Annotated in this window: 5 protein-coding genes; 2 read left to right on the top strand and 3 right to left on the bottom strand. The window is 60.4% G+C overall.

Translation table 11 applies throughout. The annotated features are described in order from the left end of the window. Positions 1-96: 96 nt before the first annotated feature. From ACI48J_RS15670 to ACI48J_RS15660, 3 genes are all read right to left on the bottom strand, one after another. Positions 97-1,437, bottom strand: coding sequence for an MFS transporter (locus tag ACI48J_RS15670; protein WP_405079152.1), 1,341 nt, complete (start codon positions 1,435-1,437; stop codon positions 97-99). Positions 1,438-1,594: 157 nt separating this feature from the next. Then, the gene (gene gluQRS / locus ACI48J_RS15665; protein WP_405079151.1) at positions 1,595-2,569 is read right to left on the bottom strand and encodes a tRNA glutamyl-Q(34) synthetase GluQRS; all 975 of its coding nucleotides are present in this window, start codon (positions 2,567-2,569) and stop codon (positions 1,595-1,597) included. 44 nt (positions 2,570-2,613) lie between these two features. Further along, the gene (locus ACI48J_RS15660) at positions 2,614-3,432 is read right to left on the bottom strand and encodes an EcsC family protein (protein ID WP_405079150.1); all 819 of its coding nucleotides are present in this window, start codon (positions 3,430-3,432) and stop codon (positions 2,614-2,616) included. 177 nt (positions 3,433-3,609) lie between these two features. Here ACI48J_RS15660 and ACI48J_RS15655 point away from each other — a divergent pair, with 177 nt between their 5' ends. Then, positions 3,610-4,893 (top strand): MFS transporter, encoded by a 1,284-nt coding sequence (locus ACI48J_RS15655; RefSeq protein WP_405079149.1) that lies wholly within the window; start codon positions 3,610-3,612, stop codon positions 4,891-4,893. Between the two features lie 221 nt (positions 4,894-5,114). Next, on the top strand, positions 5,115-19,682 hold the full coding sequence (locus tag ACI48J_RS15650; protein WP_405079147.1) for an Ig-like domain-containing protein: 14,568 nt from the start codon (positions 5,115-5,117) through the stop codon (positions 19,680-19,682). Positions 19,683-19,768 lie beyond the last annotated feature (86 nt).

Genomic DNA, 19,768 nt, shown 5'->3' with positions numbered 1-19,768 from the left:
CAGTAAGCGGCAAAGCTCAAGGAAGGATCGTTCTGAGAATGAATGAAGGTTCCGTAAAAAAGAGGAGGCTTGTCCTTGAGGACAAGCCTCCTCAGTCTAGGCGGGGGAAGGCTCCGGTTTGGACCGGGGCTCTTCATCCGTGGACGGATGGATGGCGAATAAAGCGAGAATAGTTGCCAGAAGGCAGGCCGCACCGAGTACATAGAACAGAATAGTCGGATATCTGGACAGCAGAACGGACACGACGGGAGGACCGACCGCAACGCCGATGAACCGCATGGAACTGTAGAAAGAAGAGATCGTGCCCCTCTGGGCTTTGTCGATTCCCGCGGTAATGAAGGCGTCCAGACAGGGAAGAGCGAGCCCGATTCCGATTCCGAGCAGGGAAAGCATCGTTAGGAGGCCGTACAGCGAGCTGAAGAAAAGGCAGCCCAGAGTCGCGCCCAAAGCAAGCAGGCTGCCGGCAAAGGTCAGCCATTTCATCCGCTTCTTATGCTGACCGATGATCTTGCCTGTAATAAAAGACGTCAGGCAGAGCAGGGTCAGCGGGATCGCCAGAACGCAGCCTTTCAGAATGCCGTGCAGATTGTATTTCTCTTCGAGCAGCTCCGACAAATAAAAAAGAGCCCCGAAAAGCAAAAACATGCAGATGCAGCCGATGGCGAAAATCGCGTACAGCCACCTTCCTTTCCTGGAAAAGATCCATTTCAGATCTTTCAGAAAAACCGGGAGCGAGATCGGCGCACTGTCGGTGTTACCGGATTCTTTAGCGGAATCCGTTTGCGGCTTTCTGTTTTTGTCTGCCGCTTTGCTTTCCGCCTTCGCGGGCTTCTGGTCCGAGCCGGCTTCCCTGCCGCCGCTCTTCTCCGGTTTTTTGACGAGAAAGAGGACCATTAGGACGGAAATCAGACAGAAAACGGGTATGGCCATAAAAGGCAGGAACCAGACCAGGGCGGCAAGCGCGGATCCGAGAATGGGACTCAGCACTTTGCCTCCCGTGTTGGCCGTTTCTATAACGCCCAGGCCGCTGCTGACGTCGCTTTCCTCCGTAAACATGTCTCCGACGAGAGGCATGGCGACAGGAGCCGCGCCGGCGGCTCCGATACCCTGCAGCAGACGGCCGAGCAGGATGATCGTATAAGGATTAGGCATAAACCACGCTGCAAATCCGCAGACGGCTCCGCCGATTCCGGCGATAATCAGACTGGGAATGATAACGATTTTACGGCCGTACCGGTCCGACAGGAACCCGGCGACCGGAATAAGGATGATCGCCGCAATCGAATAGACCGTAATCAGCAGGCTGACCTGAAACGAGGTCACATGGAGCTTTTCACGGATCAAAGGCAGAATCGGTATAAGCATGGAGTTTCCAAGAGTCATAATCAGCGGGATGGATGCCACAGAAATGAGATCCCATTTTTTTTTTGCCTCCATAAGGGGGATTCACTCTCCTCGTTCAGAATTCCTCAGGATCTCCGGTGATCCGGTCGCCAAAAGCTAGGAATACTTTGTGCAGACGAGAGGAATTTTATCCTGCCGGCCTCAGGCGTCGCTCGCGGCTTCTTTAGTGTCGTCCGGGTCAAACAGCGCCCTATCCCGCGGAAAGCAGCCGTAGGAGCTGACGGTTCAGCTGCACGGGATGCCGTGGAAATGCCGCGAGCCGGAAATCTCTCGTCAGTTCGGCAGCCTGCACCGGCTCCGGCCGGTCGATCAGGCCCGACAGGTAGGCGAGGACACCGAGCAGTGTCTGGGAGGGGACTCCCGCTCGGCGGATGGCGGCCACGGACAAGGAGCCGTGCCGCTTGGACAAGCGCTGGCCGTCGGGCCCGTAGAGCAGCGGGACGTGCGTGTAGCGCGGCGGCTCGTACCCCAGGGCGCGCAGCAGCATCAGCTGGCGCGGTGTGGAGTCGAGCAGATCCCAGCCGCGCAGGACGTCGGTGATGCCCATGGCGGCATCATCGACGGCGGCGGCAAGCTGGTAGGCGACGATGCCGTCCGCCCGCTGCACGACGAAGTCCCCTCCGGCCCCGCCGGGGAAAACCTGCGCTCCCGCGGCCAAATCGCGGAAAGCGATGTCTTCCGCAGGCATCGCGAAGCGGAGCGCGGGCGCTTTGTCCGCCGCGCGGGCTTCACGCTCGGCCTCCGTCAGGAAGCGGCACGTGCCGGGATAGGACGGTCCTTCGGAGGAGAGGCCGTGAGGAGCGCTGGAGATGGCGTGAAGCTCGGCCCTGCTGCAGTAGCAGGAATACAGATGCCCGTGCTCCCGCAGCGTCCGGAGCGCCTCCTCGTAGAAGGGCCCTCTGACGCTCTGCTCGTAAGGCCCGAAGGGACCGCCCGCGCCCGGGCCCTCGTCCCAGTGGAGGCCGAGCCACCGCAGGTCTTCGGTGATTTGCTCGGCCAGCCCGGGCCGGCAGCGGGGCTTGTCGATGTCCTCCATCCGCAGGACGAACGTACCGCCCGCCGCCCGGGTTTGCAGCCAGGCGAGCAGGGCGGTACGGGCGTTGCCGATATGCAGTTCGCCGGACGGAGTAGGGGCGAAGCGCCCCCGTACTGTGGTTGAGCTCATGTGGTTACGCCCCTTTCATACGAGATATCTATGAAGATACTCCTTTAAGAGGTTCCGTTCAACCTTTCGAGAATGCGGCGTTTCCGGTACAGCATTTTGCCGGCTTCGGCAACGTCCCGTATCGTACCCCGGTTAAAATACGCTCCGAACAGCATTCCGGCGATGGGAATCATCTGAAACAACTTCTTCCAGCCGAAATTATCCCGGTAGGTGGTGACGACTTCCCGCCAGCCTTGAAGCTGGGAGACGGACTGCCGGCCTTCCGCATCGTAAACGGACAATTTTTCAAGGATGGCTTTCTTTCCCACGATGTCGGAGGACGAAAACTGCAGACAGTTGATAATAAAGATCCGTTCCTTCTTGTCATTGGGATCATAACCGTAGCAGACGGCGATTTCCTGGAGCACTTTCAGGGAAAGGCCCAGCAGGGCCGGGATATCGATCGCCAGCGTAAAAATGCCGCCGAAGCCCGTGGTTGCTCCCTGCACCGTCGCGAGCGCGGATCTGGATTCGGCCAGGGAATCCGCGGCCCGATCCATGACAGTCAGCGGAAGAAGCGCGGCTTCCCGGATGGACGGGACGTCTTGCCGGGCCTCTTTTTCCTCCGCCGTATGTTTGGAAAGATGTTCGAGCATACCTTTCTCCGAAACGAGATATTTTCCGCCGGTTTGAATGTAGCTCCCCATTTCGTCGATAAGCTGTCCGATGCGGTCCTGCAGAAAGCGCGGGGTAACCTTGTCCAACAGGGCGAAGGGGAGACGGCCGAGCTTTTCCCAGAAAAAAATATCTTTCTGCTCTTGTTCCCATTTGTCGATTTCTTTGAGCTTTAGGAGAAGTTCGTCCTTTGTTTCCGTCGGGTGCATGGCCAGACCTCCAAGTGAAATTTCGTGTTTTTTTAGTAATACGAGGAGAAGAAGAAAACCGGTTCATAAAAGGGGAAATCCGTTTCCGTTCATTTACCTTTTTTAGTCCGGAACGATTTGGTAAACTGGGGGAACGAAAACAAGCACCCAGTACCGACGGAAGATGAGGAAACGGACATGAGATTCAGAGATTTTCACCCCAATGTAAAAATCCGGATAACGATGCACTTTGTGACGGGCATCCTAAGCGGTATGGTTCTGCCGTTCATGGCGGTTTACTTCGCCAAAACGCTCGGAACGACGACAGCCGGATTAGCGGTCATGGGCAACATTATCGCGGGTGTCGCCGCGACGTTTATCGGCGGATATTACGCGGACCGCATCGGACGCAAGAAGCTGATGCTGATCAGCGAGCTTGTGTGTACCGCGGCTTATGCGGTGATGGCGGCCGCGAATTCGCCCTGGTACCAGTCGCCGTACCTGACCCTGGCGATGAGCCTGGTCATCGGAGCCGCCTGGGGACTGAGCAAGCCCGCCGCGGATGCTATGCTGATCGACGTGACCGAGCCCGCGGCCCGTAAATTTATGTACCGCATTACCTACTGGCTAAATAACTTGTCGATCTCGATAGCGGGCATTATCGGGGCGTTTCTGTTCAGCTCGTACTTGTTCGAACTGCTGCTCGGGGTATCGGCGGTTACGTTTATCTCCTACCTCGTTACCCTGATCTGGTTGTCTGAAACGCTCCAGCCGGCGGTTCGGCCCGTAGAGCAGCAAGGCGTCCCGAAAACCGGCGGACCTTTTCATATTCTGAAAAGCTATGGAGAGGTATTCCGGGACCGGACCTTTATGGTTTACGTTCTGGCCAGCCTCCTCATGGTTTCGGTGGAATTTAATTTGACGGAATACATCGGAATCCGCCTGGAGAGAGACATTCACGGAGCCGTTCTGCTGCCGGGTATGGGGGACCTGAGCGGTCTGGAGCTTCTGGGCATTCTGAGGACCGAGAATACGTTCGCCATCGTTGTCCTATCGCTTTTTACCGGTTATCTGCTCAAAAAATACGGAGGCACCCGCACGATGTTCGTCGGCCTCTTCCTGAACATTGCGGGCTACAGCTACCTGGCCATGGGCAATCATCCTTGGGCTCTCCTTGTCCTGATGCTGATCGCCACCATCGGCGAACTGATCTATGTTCCGATTAAGCAGGCGTTCCTCGTGAACATCGTTCCGGACCATGCGCGCAGTTCGTATATGGCGGTCAACGGAATGCTGTACAGCGGCGCCCATTTCATCTGCGCCATCAATGTCGTGATCGGCGGGTTCCTGCCCGCGTGGGGAATGGCCCTGGTGCTCTTCGCGACAGGCCTGACGGGCATGCTGCTTCTGGGCTCCATCCTTCCGAAGCTTGCGCCAGTTCCCAATACGGCCGCCAAAAGCAAAGTCGCCTCCTCACTTTGAGAAGGAGAAGATGAAAGAGAGCGGCTGGATTTAGAAGGAATAATAACAGGAAGACGAATAAAATCCTGAAACAGATCGGCTACATGTAAAGCTGCAAAAAGCGCCGTGCGGAGTGTTCCGCACGGCGCTTTTTTAATTTTTTTCCAGTGGTCGAGCTTTGTCGAAGCAAATCGGCGGAGAGCGCAGCATAAGTTACCTATAGCGGAAAGGAGGGATACGGGATGCCTTTTATAAACAGATACTCGATTACGACCAACGGAGCCATCACGTTTACGGGCAATACGCTCGGCCTCAGCAAACAGAATAACGCGAACGCGCCGGGAACGGCCCACTCCATCGGCACGTTCACTACGGTCAATACAAGTCTGCAGGACGGAACCTACCCGCTCGGGACCACGTCCGATTACCGGCTGAATTCTTCTTCGGCCATCCTCGTCCTGCCTTCCCAGAGCACCATATTGTATGCGGAGCTGATTTGGGGAGGGAGTTACAACCTGGGCGGGGAGAACGTGAGCAGCGCGCTCAATAATACGGTATCGCTCACGAACGGCGCCGGTGTTTTTACGGTTACGCCCGATACGGCTACGGCGAGCGTGAATACATCTCGCTTCTTTTATGTAAGATCCGCCAACGTAACGAGTCTTGTCCAGGCGGGCGGAGGCGGGACCTATACGGTCGGTAAAGTTCCGGGTACGCAGGGAGACAGTGAGAACAGCACCAATCATGCGGGCTGGACGCTTGCCGTCATTTATCAGAACGCGACGCTTCCCTCGCGGAACATGACCATTTTCGTCGGCAATGAAATGGTGGACACCCCTTCAAGCACGAACTCGGCCGTCGTAAGCGGATTTTCCACCCCGACAAGCGGTCCGCTCAGCGGGAGGCTGCTCGTCAGCGCCCAGGAAGGGGATTCTCCGCTTACGGGCGACCAGATGCAGTTCGGCCCGACGGCCGCCGATCTGGCGCCGGTCTACGGGCCGAACAATCCCGTGAGCAACTTTTTTTGCTCGCAGATCAATAACGACAGCGGCCTGCTAGACACGACCGGGACGTTCGGGGACCGGAATCATCCTACGGGTTCCGTCATATCCGGCGGCCGTCAGGGATGGGATATCACGAATGTGGACGTATCGTCCAAACTGATTAATTCGCAGACGTCCGCCAACATCCGGGGAACGACGTCCGGCGACGTGTATCTGATCAATGCGCTTGCCCTTCAGGTGAACATCAATGCTCCGGTCATTAGCGTAACGAAGGAATCCAGCAAGACGACCGCTTACATTAATGATGTAATCACGTACAAAGTTACGATCACGAACTCCGGCAACGCCACGGCCAATACGCTTACGCTCACGGACCAGCAGCCGGCGGGCACGACTTTTATTGCGGGAAGCGTGACTGTCAACGGCACGGCCCAAACCTCGGCAAATCCCTACACGGGAATTCCCCTGGGAAATTTGGCGAACAGCCAGTCGATCGTTGTCCAATTTCAAAGCCGGGTCACGTCTCGTCCTACCTCCCCGGCGCAGTTCGCCGATCAGGCGACGGTCACTTACCAGTTCCAGAGTGTAGCGGGAGGGACGGTTTTCAACGGTACGGCCGCCTCTTCCGTTGTGACCGTAGCGGCCGGGAATTACCCGCCGGCCGCTTCCAACGTAACGGGCACAATCGCCGAGGATACGTCCTTTGCGGGACAAATTCCGGCCTCGGATCCCGAATCAGCGGTTCTGTCTTATACAGTCGCAAGCCCGCCCGCACACGGAACGGTTACGCTTAACGCCAACGGTTCGTTTACGTACGTGCCGAATCTGAATTTCAACGGGACGGATTCTTTCTCCGTTACGGTCAGCGACGGCAGCGGAGGGACGGCAAACTCGCTAGTCACCATCCGGGTAACACCGGTAAACGACCCGCCGGCTGCCGAGAATCTATCGTTTACTACGCTGGAGGATACGTCGTTGAGCGGAAAAGTAACGGCGACCGATGTGGACGGCGATACGCTGACGTTCAGTCTGGCCGTTCCCCCCGAGCACGGGACGGTTGTATTCGGTCCGACGGGGGTGTTCACGTATACGCCCAGCCCGAATTACAACGGGACCGACGGTTTCACCTATTCGGTCAGCGACGGAAACGGAGGCACGGCCACGGCTTCCGTAACCATTACGGTTACGCCGGTGAATGATCCTCCGGTCACCACCAATGTAAATTTGACGACGGCGGAGGATACGCCTGTCACCGGTGCCGTTCCAGCGACGGACGTGGACGGAGACAGTCTGACGTATACGCTGGCGGCTCCCGTTACGAACGGAAGCGTCACGCTGAACGCGGACGGAACGTTCGTGTATGCGCCCGGTCTTCATTTTAACGGGACGGACTCTTTTGCCGTCCGAGTAAGCGACGGGAAAGGCGGTACGGCCGTTTCCAACGTCACGATTAGGGTGACGCCCGTTAACGACCCGCCGGTCGCCTCGGGAGGAAGTGTCGTCACGCCGGAAGACACTCCGGTCAGCGGAAAAATTAACGCAAGCGATGTGGACGGCGACGCGCTCACTTACGCACTGGGCACCGCACCGCTCAACGGTACGGTCGTGCTGGCGGCGGACGGGAGCTATACGTACACGCCGCTTGCGAACTTTAACGGCACCGACAGCTTCACGGTGACCGTCAGCGACGGCAGCGGCGGCACGGCGAGCGCTGCCGTGACGGTTACCGTTACGCCCGTAAACGATCCGCCCGTTACATCGGATCTCGCTTTGACGACGGCGGAGGATACGCCGGTTACGGGCACTGTGACGGCAGCGGATGTGGACGAGGACGCGCTGACGTATGCGCTGGGAACGCTGCCGACTCACGGCACGGCCGTGCTGGGCGCAGGCGGAAGTCTGACCTATACGCCGAACCTTAATTTTAACGGGACGGACAGCTTCAATGTGGTCGTCAACGACGGCAAAGGCGGTACGGCCATTTCTCATATTGTCGTCACGGTAACACCGGTCAACGATCTGCCCGTGGCGCAGGACAAGAACGTCGTTACTCCGGAGGATACGCCGGTATCGGGTCGGGTTCTCGCGTCGGATGTGGACGGGGACGCGCTCACCTTCGCCCTGGGCGCCCCGCCCGCCAACGGCACGGCGGTCGTAGCGCCCGACAGGAGCTATACGTACACGCCTGCGCCCGATTATAACGGGACCGATTCTTTCACTGTTACCGTCAGCGACGGAAAAGGCGGAACCGATTCCGCGGCGGTGACGGTTACGGTCACTCCGGTCAACGACTCGCCCGTCACTTCGGATGTCGCGCTGACTACCGCGGAGGATATGCCGGTAAGCGGTCTGGTGGCCGCAACGGATGCGGACGGAGATTCATTGACTTACGCGTTGAGGGCCCCGGCATCGAACGGCACCGTTTCCTTGAATCCGGACGGAACGTTTACTTATGTTCCGGCGCTCAATTTCAACGGAAACGACTCGTTCGCCGTCGAGGTAAGCGACGGCCGAGGAGGGACGGCCGTTTCGAATGTGAACTTGACGGTGACTCCGGTCAACGATCCGCCCGTGCCGGAATCGCTGACGCTGACTACGCTTGAAGATACGGCGGTAAGCGGCCAGATCACGGCTTCGGATGCCGATGGAGATATGCTGACTTATGTTCTGGGAACGCCCCCGGTCAACGGGACAGTGACCGTAGCGGCAGACGGATCTTACACTTACACGCCGGCGCTTAACTATAACGGGACGGACAGCTTTACGGTGACCGTAAGCGATGGCAAAGGAGGGATCGCGGAGGCCGTTGTCACGATTATCGTGTCCCCGGTCAACGATGCTCCGGTAACGAGAGACGCGGCGGTAACGACGCCGGAAGACACGCCGCTGACCGGCGCCGTTACGGGAACGGATTCGGACGGGGATACCCTGAGCTACTCGCTCGGAACGTTACCTACGCACGGAACGGTTTCCCTTGCCTCCGACGGGAGCTATACGTACACGCCGAACCCCGATTTCAACGGGACGGACAGTTTCACGGTTGTCGTAAGCGACGGCCGCGGGGGCTCGGCCATTTCTAACGTGACGGTTACGGTCACGCCCGTGAACGATCCGCCGACTGTCTCGGACACGGCGGACGTCACCTTGGAGGATACACCGGTAACCGGGCTGGTAACCGCGTCCGACGCGGACGGCGACGCGCTGTCCTTCACGCTTGGCACGCCGCCGGCCAATGGAACTGCGGCCGTATCGGCCGACGGCACTTACACGTATACACCCGCACCGGATTTTAACGGAACGGACAGCTTCACGGTTACCGTGAGCGACGGCCGCGGCGGTACGGCGACGGCGACGGTAACCGTCGTGGTGGAACCGGTGAACGATCCGCCCGCCGCCTCCGATGTGACGCTGACGACGCCGGAAGATACGCCGGTCAGCGGAGCGGTTGTCGCGACGGATCCCGACGGCGATGTCCTTGCTTTCACCGTCGAAGCCGCCGCGGGACACGGCACCGTTACGCTGAATCCGGACGGGACGTTTGTATATGCCCCCGGACCGGACTTTAACGGGACCGATTCGTTTGTAATCGGCGTGAGCGACGGAAACGGCGGGCATGCTTTATCGAGCGTAACCGTAACGGTTACGCCTGTAAACGACCCGCCCGCTGCCGCAGACTTTGCGGATGTGACGCCGGAAGATATACCTGTAACGGGGCAGGTTACGGCGACAGACCCGGACGGCGATCCGCTGACATTTGCCGTCGGCACCCAGCCCGCAAACGGAACGGCGGTCATTACCGCAGCCGGCACGTTTACGTATACGCCGAATCCGAATTTTACCGGCACCGACAGCTTTACCGTCATTGTTGACGACGGGAACGGCGGAACGGATACCGCTACCGTGACGATTACCGTCACGCCTGTGAACGACGCGCCCGTGACGGCGGATCTGAATCTGACGACCCCGGAAGACACCCCGCTTGCGGGAGCGGTGACGGCTGCGGATCCGGACGGGGATGCGCTCCAATTTGTACTGGGCACGAGTCCGGTAAACGGCAGCGTGACGGTTGCGGCCGACGGAACGTTCACGTATATTCCCGCTCCGGATTTTAACGGTACGGACAGCTTCGCCGTCGTCGTGAATGACGGGCACGGGGGCTCGGCCATTTCGAATGTGACGGTTACGGTCACCCCGGTTAACGATCCTCCGGCGGCGCCAAATAAAGCTGTTTTCACACTGGAGGACATCTCTGTCCAAGGGCGCGTCGAGGCGACCGATGCGGACGGTGACGCGCTTACGTTCGCTTTGGGGACGCCTCCTTTACACGGGACGGCGATAGTGGAAGCGGATGGAGCCTATACCTACACGCCGGCGCTTAACTTTAACGGCACGGACAGCTTTACGGTTACCGTCAGCGACGGCAGCGGAGGAACCGCCGAAGCGCAGGTAACGGTGCAGGTTGCTCCCGTGAATGACGCGCCTGTTACGACGGACGTGAGTCTGACGACACCGGAGGATACCCCTGCCGGCGGAACCGTGACGGCAACGGACGTGGACGGAGACACCCTGACGTATACACTGGCGGCTCCACCGTCGAACGGAACCGCGATTGTGGATGCGGACGGCACATTCTTATATACGCCGTTCCCCGATTTTAACGGGACCGATACGTTTGCCGTACAGGTGAGCGACGGGAACGGAGGGACCGCCATCTCCGGGGTGACCGTGACGGTCACCCCGGTGAATGATCCGCCCGTTGCGGCGAACATCGTGCTGGCGACTCCGGAAGATATACCCGTGAACGGGCAGGTGTCGGCCACCGATGCGGACGGGGACACGTTGACGTTCGCGCTGGGTACGTCGCCTGCCAACGGGACGGCATCGGTTACTGCGGACGGAGCCTTCACGTATACCCCCGCAGCGGATTTTAACGGAACGGATACGTTTACGGTCATCGTCGGCGACGGCAGCGGAGGAACGGCGGAAGCCTCTGTTACCGTTACGGTTACGCCCGTGAACGATGCCCCGGTTACGGCGGATTTGGCGCTGACGACGCCGGAGGATACACCGCTTACCGGCGCGGTGACCGCAACGGACGCGGACGGGGATGTCCTTACTTTTCTGCTCGGGACCCTTCCGACCAATGGAACCGCAGCCGTTTTGCAAGACGGCACGTTTACGTACACGCCCGCACCCGATTTCAACGGATTGGACAGTTTCGCGATTGTAGTCAACGACGGCAGCGGAGGGTCGGCAATTTCCAATGTGACCGTAACGGTGACTCCGGTGAACGATCCGCCCGTAGCGAATGATGTATCGGACCGCACGGCGGAGGATACGCCGACCAGCGGCCAGATTATCGCCGTCGATCCGGACGGAGACCCGTTGACATACAGTCTTGCGGCTCCTCCGGTCAGCGGCACGGCCGTCGTTAATCCGGACGGTTCCTATACGTATACACCCGATGCCGATTTCAATGGAACGGACAGTTTTACGGTCCTCGTCAGTGACGGCAACGGAGAAACGGATACCGCCTTGGTGACGATAGAGGTGACTCCGGTGAACGATCTCCCTTTTGCTCCGCCTCAGAATTTGAGCACTCCCGAGGACACGGTGCTTTTCGGGAACATCGGCGCGGTCGACCCGGATGGCGACCCGCTTACGTATACCGTGGTCGTTTCACCGGAAAACGGCGTGTTCGCGTTAAACCCGGACGGAACGTTCTCTTATGAGCCGGGTTTGAATTTCAACGGGACCGATACGGTTGCCGTACGGATTGACGACGGCCACGGAGGTTCCGGGATATCGGTCTTGAACCTGACGGTTCTTCCTGTCAACGATCCGCCGGCTGCCGAGGACAGGTCTGTTTCGGTTCCTCAAGATTCCGCCGTTACCGGTCAGATCGTAGCGGCCGATGTGGATGGGGATACACTTTCGTTCACCACATCAACACCTCCGGCAAACGGTTCGGTCGTCATAGGAGCGGACGGTGCCTTCACTTATACGCCGAATCCCGCATTCAGCGGCACGGACGTGTTCGTCATCCAAGTGAGTGACGGGAACGGCGGCACGGATACAGCGCAGGTTACCGTAACGGTTATCCCTACGCTCAATCCCGATTTAGGCAATGACACTGCCGTTACAACGCCCGAGGATACGCCGCTCACCGGTTCGGTCACGGGAAATCCGCCCCCGGGCAACTCGCTGACTTTCGCCCTGGAAGGAGCTCCGGCCAACGGCAGCGCGGCAGTTAACACCGACGGGACGTTCACGTATACGCCGAATCCGAATTTTAACGGGACGGATTCCTTCACGGTCCAGGTGACTTCGAGTCCGGGAGGCCAGATCGATTATTCGCTCGTCACGGTGACGGTAACACCGGTTAATGACGCTCCCGTCGCATCGGATCTGCAGGTGACTACACCCGAAGACATTGCATTTAGCGGTAAAATAACCGCGCAGGACGCGGACGGCGACACGCTGGCCTATTCGTTAAGTGCGGCTCCCTTGAACGGGACGGCAATAGTGGCGGCCGACGGAACGTTTGTTTATACGCCGAATGCCGATTTTAACGGCACCGACAGCTTTACGATTCTTGTCGATGACGGAAACGGGGGAACGGATACGTCCGTGGTAACGGTGACCGTTGCGCCGGTCAACGATGTGCCGGTTCTGTCCGACGCGTCCGTTACGACTCCGGAAGACACATCCGTGACCGGAACCTTAACGGCGGTCGACGGCGACAACGACATCCTGACGTTTGCGCTGCTCACGTCTCCCGTATACGGAACCGCTGTAGTGAATCCGGACGGAACGTTCACGTATACGCCGAATCCGGATTTCAACGGAACGGATTCGTTCACGGTCCAGGTCGACGACGGAAACGGGGGGACGGCGGCCGCGAATGTAACGGTGACGGTGACGCCGGTCAACGATCCGCCGGTAGCGTCCGATGTGGCCGATGTGACGCCGGAAGATACCCCGGTGAGCGGTCAGGTTCCGGCGACCGATGCGGACGGTGACGCGCTGACGTTTGTGCTGGAAACGCCGCCGGTGAGCGGCACGGCGGTCGTGACGGCGGCAGGCGCGTACACGTACACGCCGAATCCGGACTTTACCGGCACCGACAGCTTTACAGTGGCGGTCAGCGACGGCAACGGAGGCACGGATACCGCAACGGTTACAGTGAACGTGGCGCCGGTCAACGACGCGCCGGTGACGGCGGACCTGACGCTGACGACGCCGGAGGATACGCCGCTTGCCGGCGCGGTAACCGCCACGGACGCGGACGGCGATGCGCTGACGTATGCGCTGGGCACGCTGCCGTCCCACGGGACGGCGGCGGTTGTGGCAGACGGGACGTTCACGTATACGCCGGCGCCGGATTTTAACGGGCTCGACAGCTTCACGGTCGTCGTGAGCGCCGGCGCCGGAGGCTTCGCCATCTCGCACGTCACCGTGACGGTCACGCCGGTCAACAATGCGCCGGCTGCGGCCGGGCAAGTCGATTACACGGCGGAGGATACGCCGGTGACGGGGCAGGTCACGGCCACGGACGTGGACGGCGACACGCTGACGTTCGAGCTGGGTACGCCTCCGGTGAGCGGAACGGCGGTGGTGGCGGCGGACGGCACGTACACGTACACCCCGGCGCCGGACTTTACCGGCACCGACAGCTTCACCGTGACGGTCAGCGACGGCAGCGGTGGAACGGCGACCGCGACGGTCACAGTGAATGTGGCGCCGGTGAACGATCCGCCGGTAACGGCCGACGTGGCGCTGACGACGGCGGAAGACACGCCGGCGGCGGGGCGGATCACGGCCACGGACGCGGACGGCGACGCGCTGACGTACGCGCTGGCGGTGGGGGCCGGACACGGCAGCGTTCTGCTGAACGCGGACGGGACGTTCACGTATACGCCGGCGGCCGATTTCAACGGCACCGACAGCTTCAGCGTGACGGTGAGCGACGGCAGCGGCGGGACGGCGGTGGCTCACGTCACGGTGACGGTGACGCCGGTCAACGATGCGCCGGCAGCCGCCGATGTGGCCGTCGTGACGCCGGAAGACACCCCGCTGACGGGTACTGTGACGGCCACGGACGTGGACGGCGACGCGCTGACGTACGCGCTGGGAACTCCGCCGGTGAACGGAACGGCCGTGGTGTCGGCAGACGGGACGTACACGTACACGCCGAACCCGGATTTTACCGGCACCGACTGCTTTACGGTGACGGTGAGCGACGGAAACGGCGGAACGGCAACGTCAATCGTGACGGTAACGGTGAAGCCGGTCAACGACGCGCCGGTGACGGCGGATCTGTCGCTGACGACGCCGGAGGATACGCCCCTTGCCGGTGCGGTAACCGCCACGGACGCGGACGGCGATGCACTGACGTATCTGCTCGGCACAGGTCCGGGAAGAGGAGCGGCGGCGGTTGCGCCGGACGGGACGTTTACGTACGTACCTGCACCCGATTTCACGGGGACGGACAGCTTCACGGTTGTCGTGAGCGACGGAAACGGCGGATTTGCCATTTCGAACGTGAATGTCGTCGTTACGCCGGTCAACGATCCGCCGGTCGCGCTCGACGAACAATGCTTCACGACGGAGGACACACCGGTAACGTGCCAGCTCATAGCGTCGGATGTGGACGGCGACGCGCTGACATTCACGCTGGGAACGCCGCCGGTGAGCGGCACGGCGGTCGTGACGGCGGCAGGCGCGTACACGTACACGCCGAATCCGGACTTTACCGGCACCGACAGCTTTACCGTCATCGTCAGCGACGGCAACGGAGGCACGGATACCGCAACGGTTACAGTGAACGTGGCGCCGGTCAACGACGCGCCGATGACGGCGGACCTGACGTTGACGACGCCGGAGGATACGGCGGCGACCGGGCAAATTGCGGCGGCGGATGCGGATGGCGACGCGCTGACGTTTGCGCTCCGAACACAGCCGACGCACGGCAGCGTGATCCTGAATCCGGACGGAACGTTCACGTATACGCCAAATCCGGATTTCAACGGGATGGATTCGTTCACGGTCCAGGTCGACGACGGAAACGGGGGGACGGCGGCCGCGAATGTAACGGTGACGGTGACGCCGGTCAACGATCCGCCGGCAGCGTCCGATGTGGCCGATGTGACGCCGGAAGACACCCCGGTGAGCGGCCAGGTTCCGGCGACCGATGCGGACGGGGACGCGCTGACGTTTGCGCTGGGAACGCCGCCGGTGAGCGGCACGGCGGTCGTGACGGCGGCAGGGGCGTACACGTACACGCCGAATCCGGACTTTACCGGCACCGACAGCTTTACGGTGACGGTGAGCGACGGAAACGGCGGAACGGCGGCGTCAATCGTGACGGTAACGGTGACGCCGGTCAACGATGCGCCGGTGACGGCGGACCTAGCGCTGACGACGCCGGAGGATACGTCGCTTGCCGGCGCGGTTACCGCCACGGACGCGGACGGCGATGCGCTGACGTACGCGCTGGGCACACTGCCGTCCCACGGGACGGCGGCGGTTGCGGCAGACGGGACGTTCACGTATACGCCGGCGCCGGATTTTAACGGGCTTGACAGCTTCACGGTTATCGTGAGCGACGGCGCCGGAGGCTTCGCCATCTCGCACGTCACCGTGACGGTCACGCCGGTCAACGATGCGCCGGCTGCGGCCGAGCAAGTCGATTACACGGCGGAGGATACGCCGGTGACGGGGCGGGTCACGGCCACGGACGTGGACGGCGACACGCTGACGTTCGAGCTGGGCACGCCTCCGGTGAGCGGAACGGCGGTGGTGGCGGCGGACGGCACGTACACGTACACCCCGTTGCCGGACTTTACCGGCACCGACAGCTTCACCGTGACGGTCAGCGACGGCAGCGGCGGGACGGCGACCGCGACGGTCACGGTGAATGTGGCGCCGGTGAACGATCCGTCGGTAACGGCCGACGTGGCGCTGACGACGGCGGAAGACACGCCGGTGACGGGGCGGGTCACAGCCAGTGACGTGGACGGCGACACGCTGACGTACGCGCTGGCGGCGGGGGCCGGACACGGCAGCGTTCTGCTGAATGCGGACGGGACGTTCACGTATACGCCGGCGGCCGATTTCACGGGGACGGACAGCTTCAGCGTGACGGTGAGCGACGGCAGCGGCGGAACGGCGGTGGCTCACGTCACGGTGACGGTGACGCCGGTCAACGATGCGCCGGCAGCCGCCGATGTGGCCGTCGTGACGCCGGAAGACACCCCGGTGACGGGCACTGTGACGGCCACGGACGTGGACGGCGACAGCGATGCGCTGACGTACGCGCTGGGAACTCCGCCGGTGAACGGAACGGCCGTGGTGTCGGCAGGCGGGACGTACACGTACACGCCGAACCCGGATTTTACCGGCACCGACCGCTTTACGGTAACGGTGAACGACGGAAACGGCGGGACGGAGACGTCAACCGTGACGGTAACGGTGACGCCGGTCAACGACGCGCCGGTGACGGCGGATCTGTCGCTGACGACGCCGGAGGATACGCCCCTTGCCGGTGCGGTAACCGCCACGGACGCGGACGGCGATGCGCTCACGTTTCTGCTCGGCACATTTCCGACCCACGGTACGGCGGCGGTGGAGGCCGACGGGACGTTCACGTATACGCCGGGGAAGGACTTCAACGGGACCGACTCTTTTGCAGTAGTAGTTGACGACGGCCGGGGCGGCTCGGCGATTTCGAACGTGACGGTAACGGTGACGCCTGTCAACGATGCGCCGGTTGCAGCCGATCAGACGGATTATACCGCCGAGGATACCCCGGTCTCCGGTCGGATTGCGGCTTCCGATGCGGACGGCGGCGCGCTGAGTTTCGCACTCGGCACGCCGCCGGTAAACGGATCGGTCGTGATCGGTACGGATGGAACCTATATCTATACCCCGCATCCCGATTACAACGGGACGGACAGCTTCACGGCCGTCATCGCCGACGGGCAGGGCGGGGCGGCCGAAGCGCGGATATTTATTGTCGTTACTCCGCAAAACGATCCCCCTGTCGCGGAAGATCTCTTTGCGGCCACGTACGAGGATACGCCATTGAACGGAACAGTTGCCGCGTCGGATGCAGACGGAGACCTCCTGACCTTCGCGCTGGCGCTTCAAGCCTCGAACGGCTTCGCTTCGGTGACGGCGGATGGCGCATTTAGCTATACGCCGAATGCGGATTTCCACGGGCTCGACGGTTTTACCGTAACCGTAAGTGACGGAGCGGGAGGAACGGACAGCGCAGTCGTGACCGTAGCGGTCGTACCGGTTAACGATGCCCCTATTCTAAGTACGGTGAACGAGGCGACCGCCGAAGATACCGTTCTGAACGGCCAAATTACGGCAGCCGATCCGGAAGGCGACCCCGTCACTTATGCCCTTGCCGCGCAGGCGGCCAACGGGATTGCCGCCGTCAATGCCGACGGATCGTACACGTATACGCCGAATCTCAATTTTAACGGCCTGGACTTTTTCGTGGTCACCGCATCGGACGGTCAGGGCGCAGTCGCATCGGCTGTCGTCAACATAACGGTCACGCCTGTCAACGATCCGCCTTTTGCAGCTCCGCTGGCCCTTTCGACGCCGGAAGATAAGCCTGTATCCGGCCGGATATCGGCATATGATCCGGAAGGCGATCCGATCGTGTACACGGTCAATACGGAGCCCGGCAACGGTACGTTGATTTTAAATGCGGACGGGAGTTTTGTTTATACTCCCGCTCAGGATTTTAACGGGACGGACGGTTTTACAATCCGAGCGAGCGATAACCGTGGAGCCGGCTTCGTCTCGGACGTGACGGTTACGGTGCTGCCTGTCAACGATCCGCCTCGGGTCCGCCATGTGTCCCAATCCACGTTCGTGAATCAGAGCGTTAGCGGTACGATCGATGCGGCCGATATCGACAGTGATGTCCTGACCTACTCCCTGGACACTCCTCCCGCAAACGGTACGGCGACGGCAGGACCCGGAAATACGTACACGTATGTGCCGAATCCAACCTTTACGGGAACCGATTTTTTCCAAGTCAGAGTCACCGACGAGTCGGGCGCTTCAGCGACGGTAGCAATTACCGTCGAAGTGTCGCCGGTTTTCACGGGTTCATCCATCGAAACCACTTTAATGACGCTGCAAAATACACCTCTTACCGGCATGGTTCCGCTCGTGCCGGAAGTTTCAGCGGTCTATCAGTTGAGTACACCGCCTTCAAACGGTGCGGTAACGGTAAATGCCGATGGAAGCTTTACGTATGTCCCTAATCAAAACTTCACGGGCGGCGATTCGTTTGTCCTCACGGAGTCAGGGACCTTGCAGACGGTTCTGGTTAAAGTTGCCGTCCTGCCGGTGAACCAAGCTCCGCTCGTCGGGAATGTCCGAAGCTCAACGACAAGGAATGCGCCGGTTTCAGGAACGATTACGGCGACCGATCCGGAAGGGCAACCGCTCTTTTATAATCTGAATACCCTGCCGCTTAACGGGACGGCATCGGTCCGTACGGACGGGACGTTCACCTATACGCCCAGCCGCAACTTCATAGGGACGGATTCCTTTACGGTCAGCGTAACGGACGCGGGTGGAGCTGTCAGCATAGCGCTGATTACCGTGAATACCGTATTCACAAATTTGCCGCCCGTAGCCGAGAATGCTTCTTATTCGACACCGGAGGATACAGCGGTTCACGGGAAGCTGTCCGCTGCCGATCCGGATTTGGACCTTATCGTTTTTACGGTCAAAAGGCCGCCTGCGCACGGCACTGCCGAGCTTGAGCTGGACGGAAGCTTCCGGTATACGCCTTATTCGGGGTTCGCGGGGAACGATGTTTTTGAAGTGGAAGTGACGGATTCTTACGGGGCATTCAGCGTTCTGGAAGTGAACGTAACGATACTGCCCGTCACCGAGCAGCCGGTAGCCGGCAATATCGAACTCGCTACCCGCGAAGGGGAGCCGGTAACCGGGCGGATTCCAGCCGCGGATCCGGAAGGAGGGCAGCTTTTCTTTGAACTGGAGGGTTTACCTTCTTACGGAACGGTCGTGATCTATCCGGACGGTGCGTTCACGTATACGCCGTTTGCGGGATTCACGGGAACGGATGTGTTTACGGTGGCGGTCACGAGCCTGCGTACCGGTGAAAAAACGCTGGCGGCGGTCAGGATTACCGTCAATCCGTCGAAAGGTTTGCCGCCGTCCAACCGCCCTCCCGCGGTATCGGATCAGGCGTTCGCCACGTATGAGGACACTCCGCTTGACGGGCAAATACAGGCGGCCGATCCCGATAACGATCCGCTGCGGTTCGAGCTTCTGCTGCCGCCGGAGTCGGGAAAAGTCAGCGTCGGGGCGGAAGGCAGATTTATTTACTTGCCGGATCCGGGCTTCACGGGAAGCGACCGGTTTACGGTCCTTATTCGTGACGGCAGAGGCGGCGTTTCTGTGGCGCTGATTGTTATAACGGTCGAAAGGAAGGAGGACGGAGTCGGTGACGGAGAACCCGTACCCGATACACTGACGGCGCGGAGCGAGACCCTTATGACTCCGGTGAATACGCCGATTCGGGGCAGAGTGCGGGCGTTGAGCAGGCTGGGGCTGCCGCTGACCTATTCGTTGAAACAATCCGCCCGATACGGGATATCCACGTTAAGCGCGGACGGAATATGGACCTACGCTCCTGCCTGGCACTTTACGGGAATGGATTCCTTCACGATTGAGGCCGCCAACTTCCGAGGGGACCGTATCGAAGCCGTTATTACTATTATTGTGGAACCGCTGATCGAGGAATAGAGGAGGAGGCGGGCCGCGTACAAGGCGTTTACTCCAAGGGGACGATGGGATCGTCCTCTTTTTTTGTGTGTAATCGGGTGAATGGA

The sequence above is a fragment of the Paenibacillus chitinolyticus genome, from assembly GCF_045038035.1.
GTDB lineage: Bacteria > Bacillota > Bacilli > Paenibacillales > NBRC-103111 > Paenibacillus_F > Paenibacillus_F chitinolyticus_A.
The sequence above is the reverse complement of the archived record's forward strand: the minus strand, read 5'-3'. Positions and strand labels throughout refer to the sequence as shown.

Bases quoted from the DNA above. Each gene is read 5' to 3' on its own strand.
- ACI48J_RS15655 (WP_405079149.1), top strand. From the start codon at position 3,610: ATGAGATTCAGAGATTTTCACCCCAATGTAAAAATCCGGATAACGATG.
- ACI48J_RS15670 (WP_405079152.1), bottom strand. From the start codon at position 1,437: ATGGAGGCAAAAAAAAAATGGGATCTCATTTCTGTGGCATCCATCCCG.
- ACI48J_RS15660 (WP_405079150.1), bottom strand. From the start codon at position 3,432: ATGCACCCGACGGAAACAAAGGACGAACTTCTCCTAAAGCTCAAAGAA.
- gluQRS (WP_405079151.1), bottom strand. From the start codon at position 2,569: ATGAGCTCAACCACAGTACGGGGGCGCTTCGCCCCTACTCCGTCCGGC.
- ACI48J_RS15650 (WP_405079147.1), top strand. From the start codon at position 5,115: ATGCCTTTTATAAACAGATACTCGATTACGACCAACGGAGCCATCACG.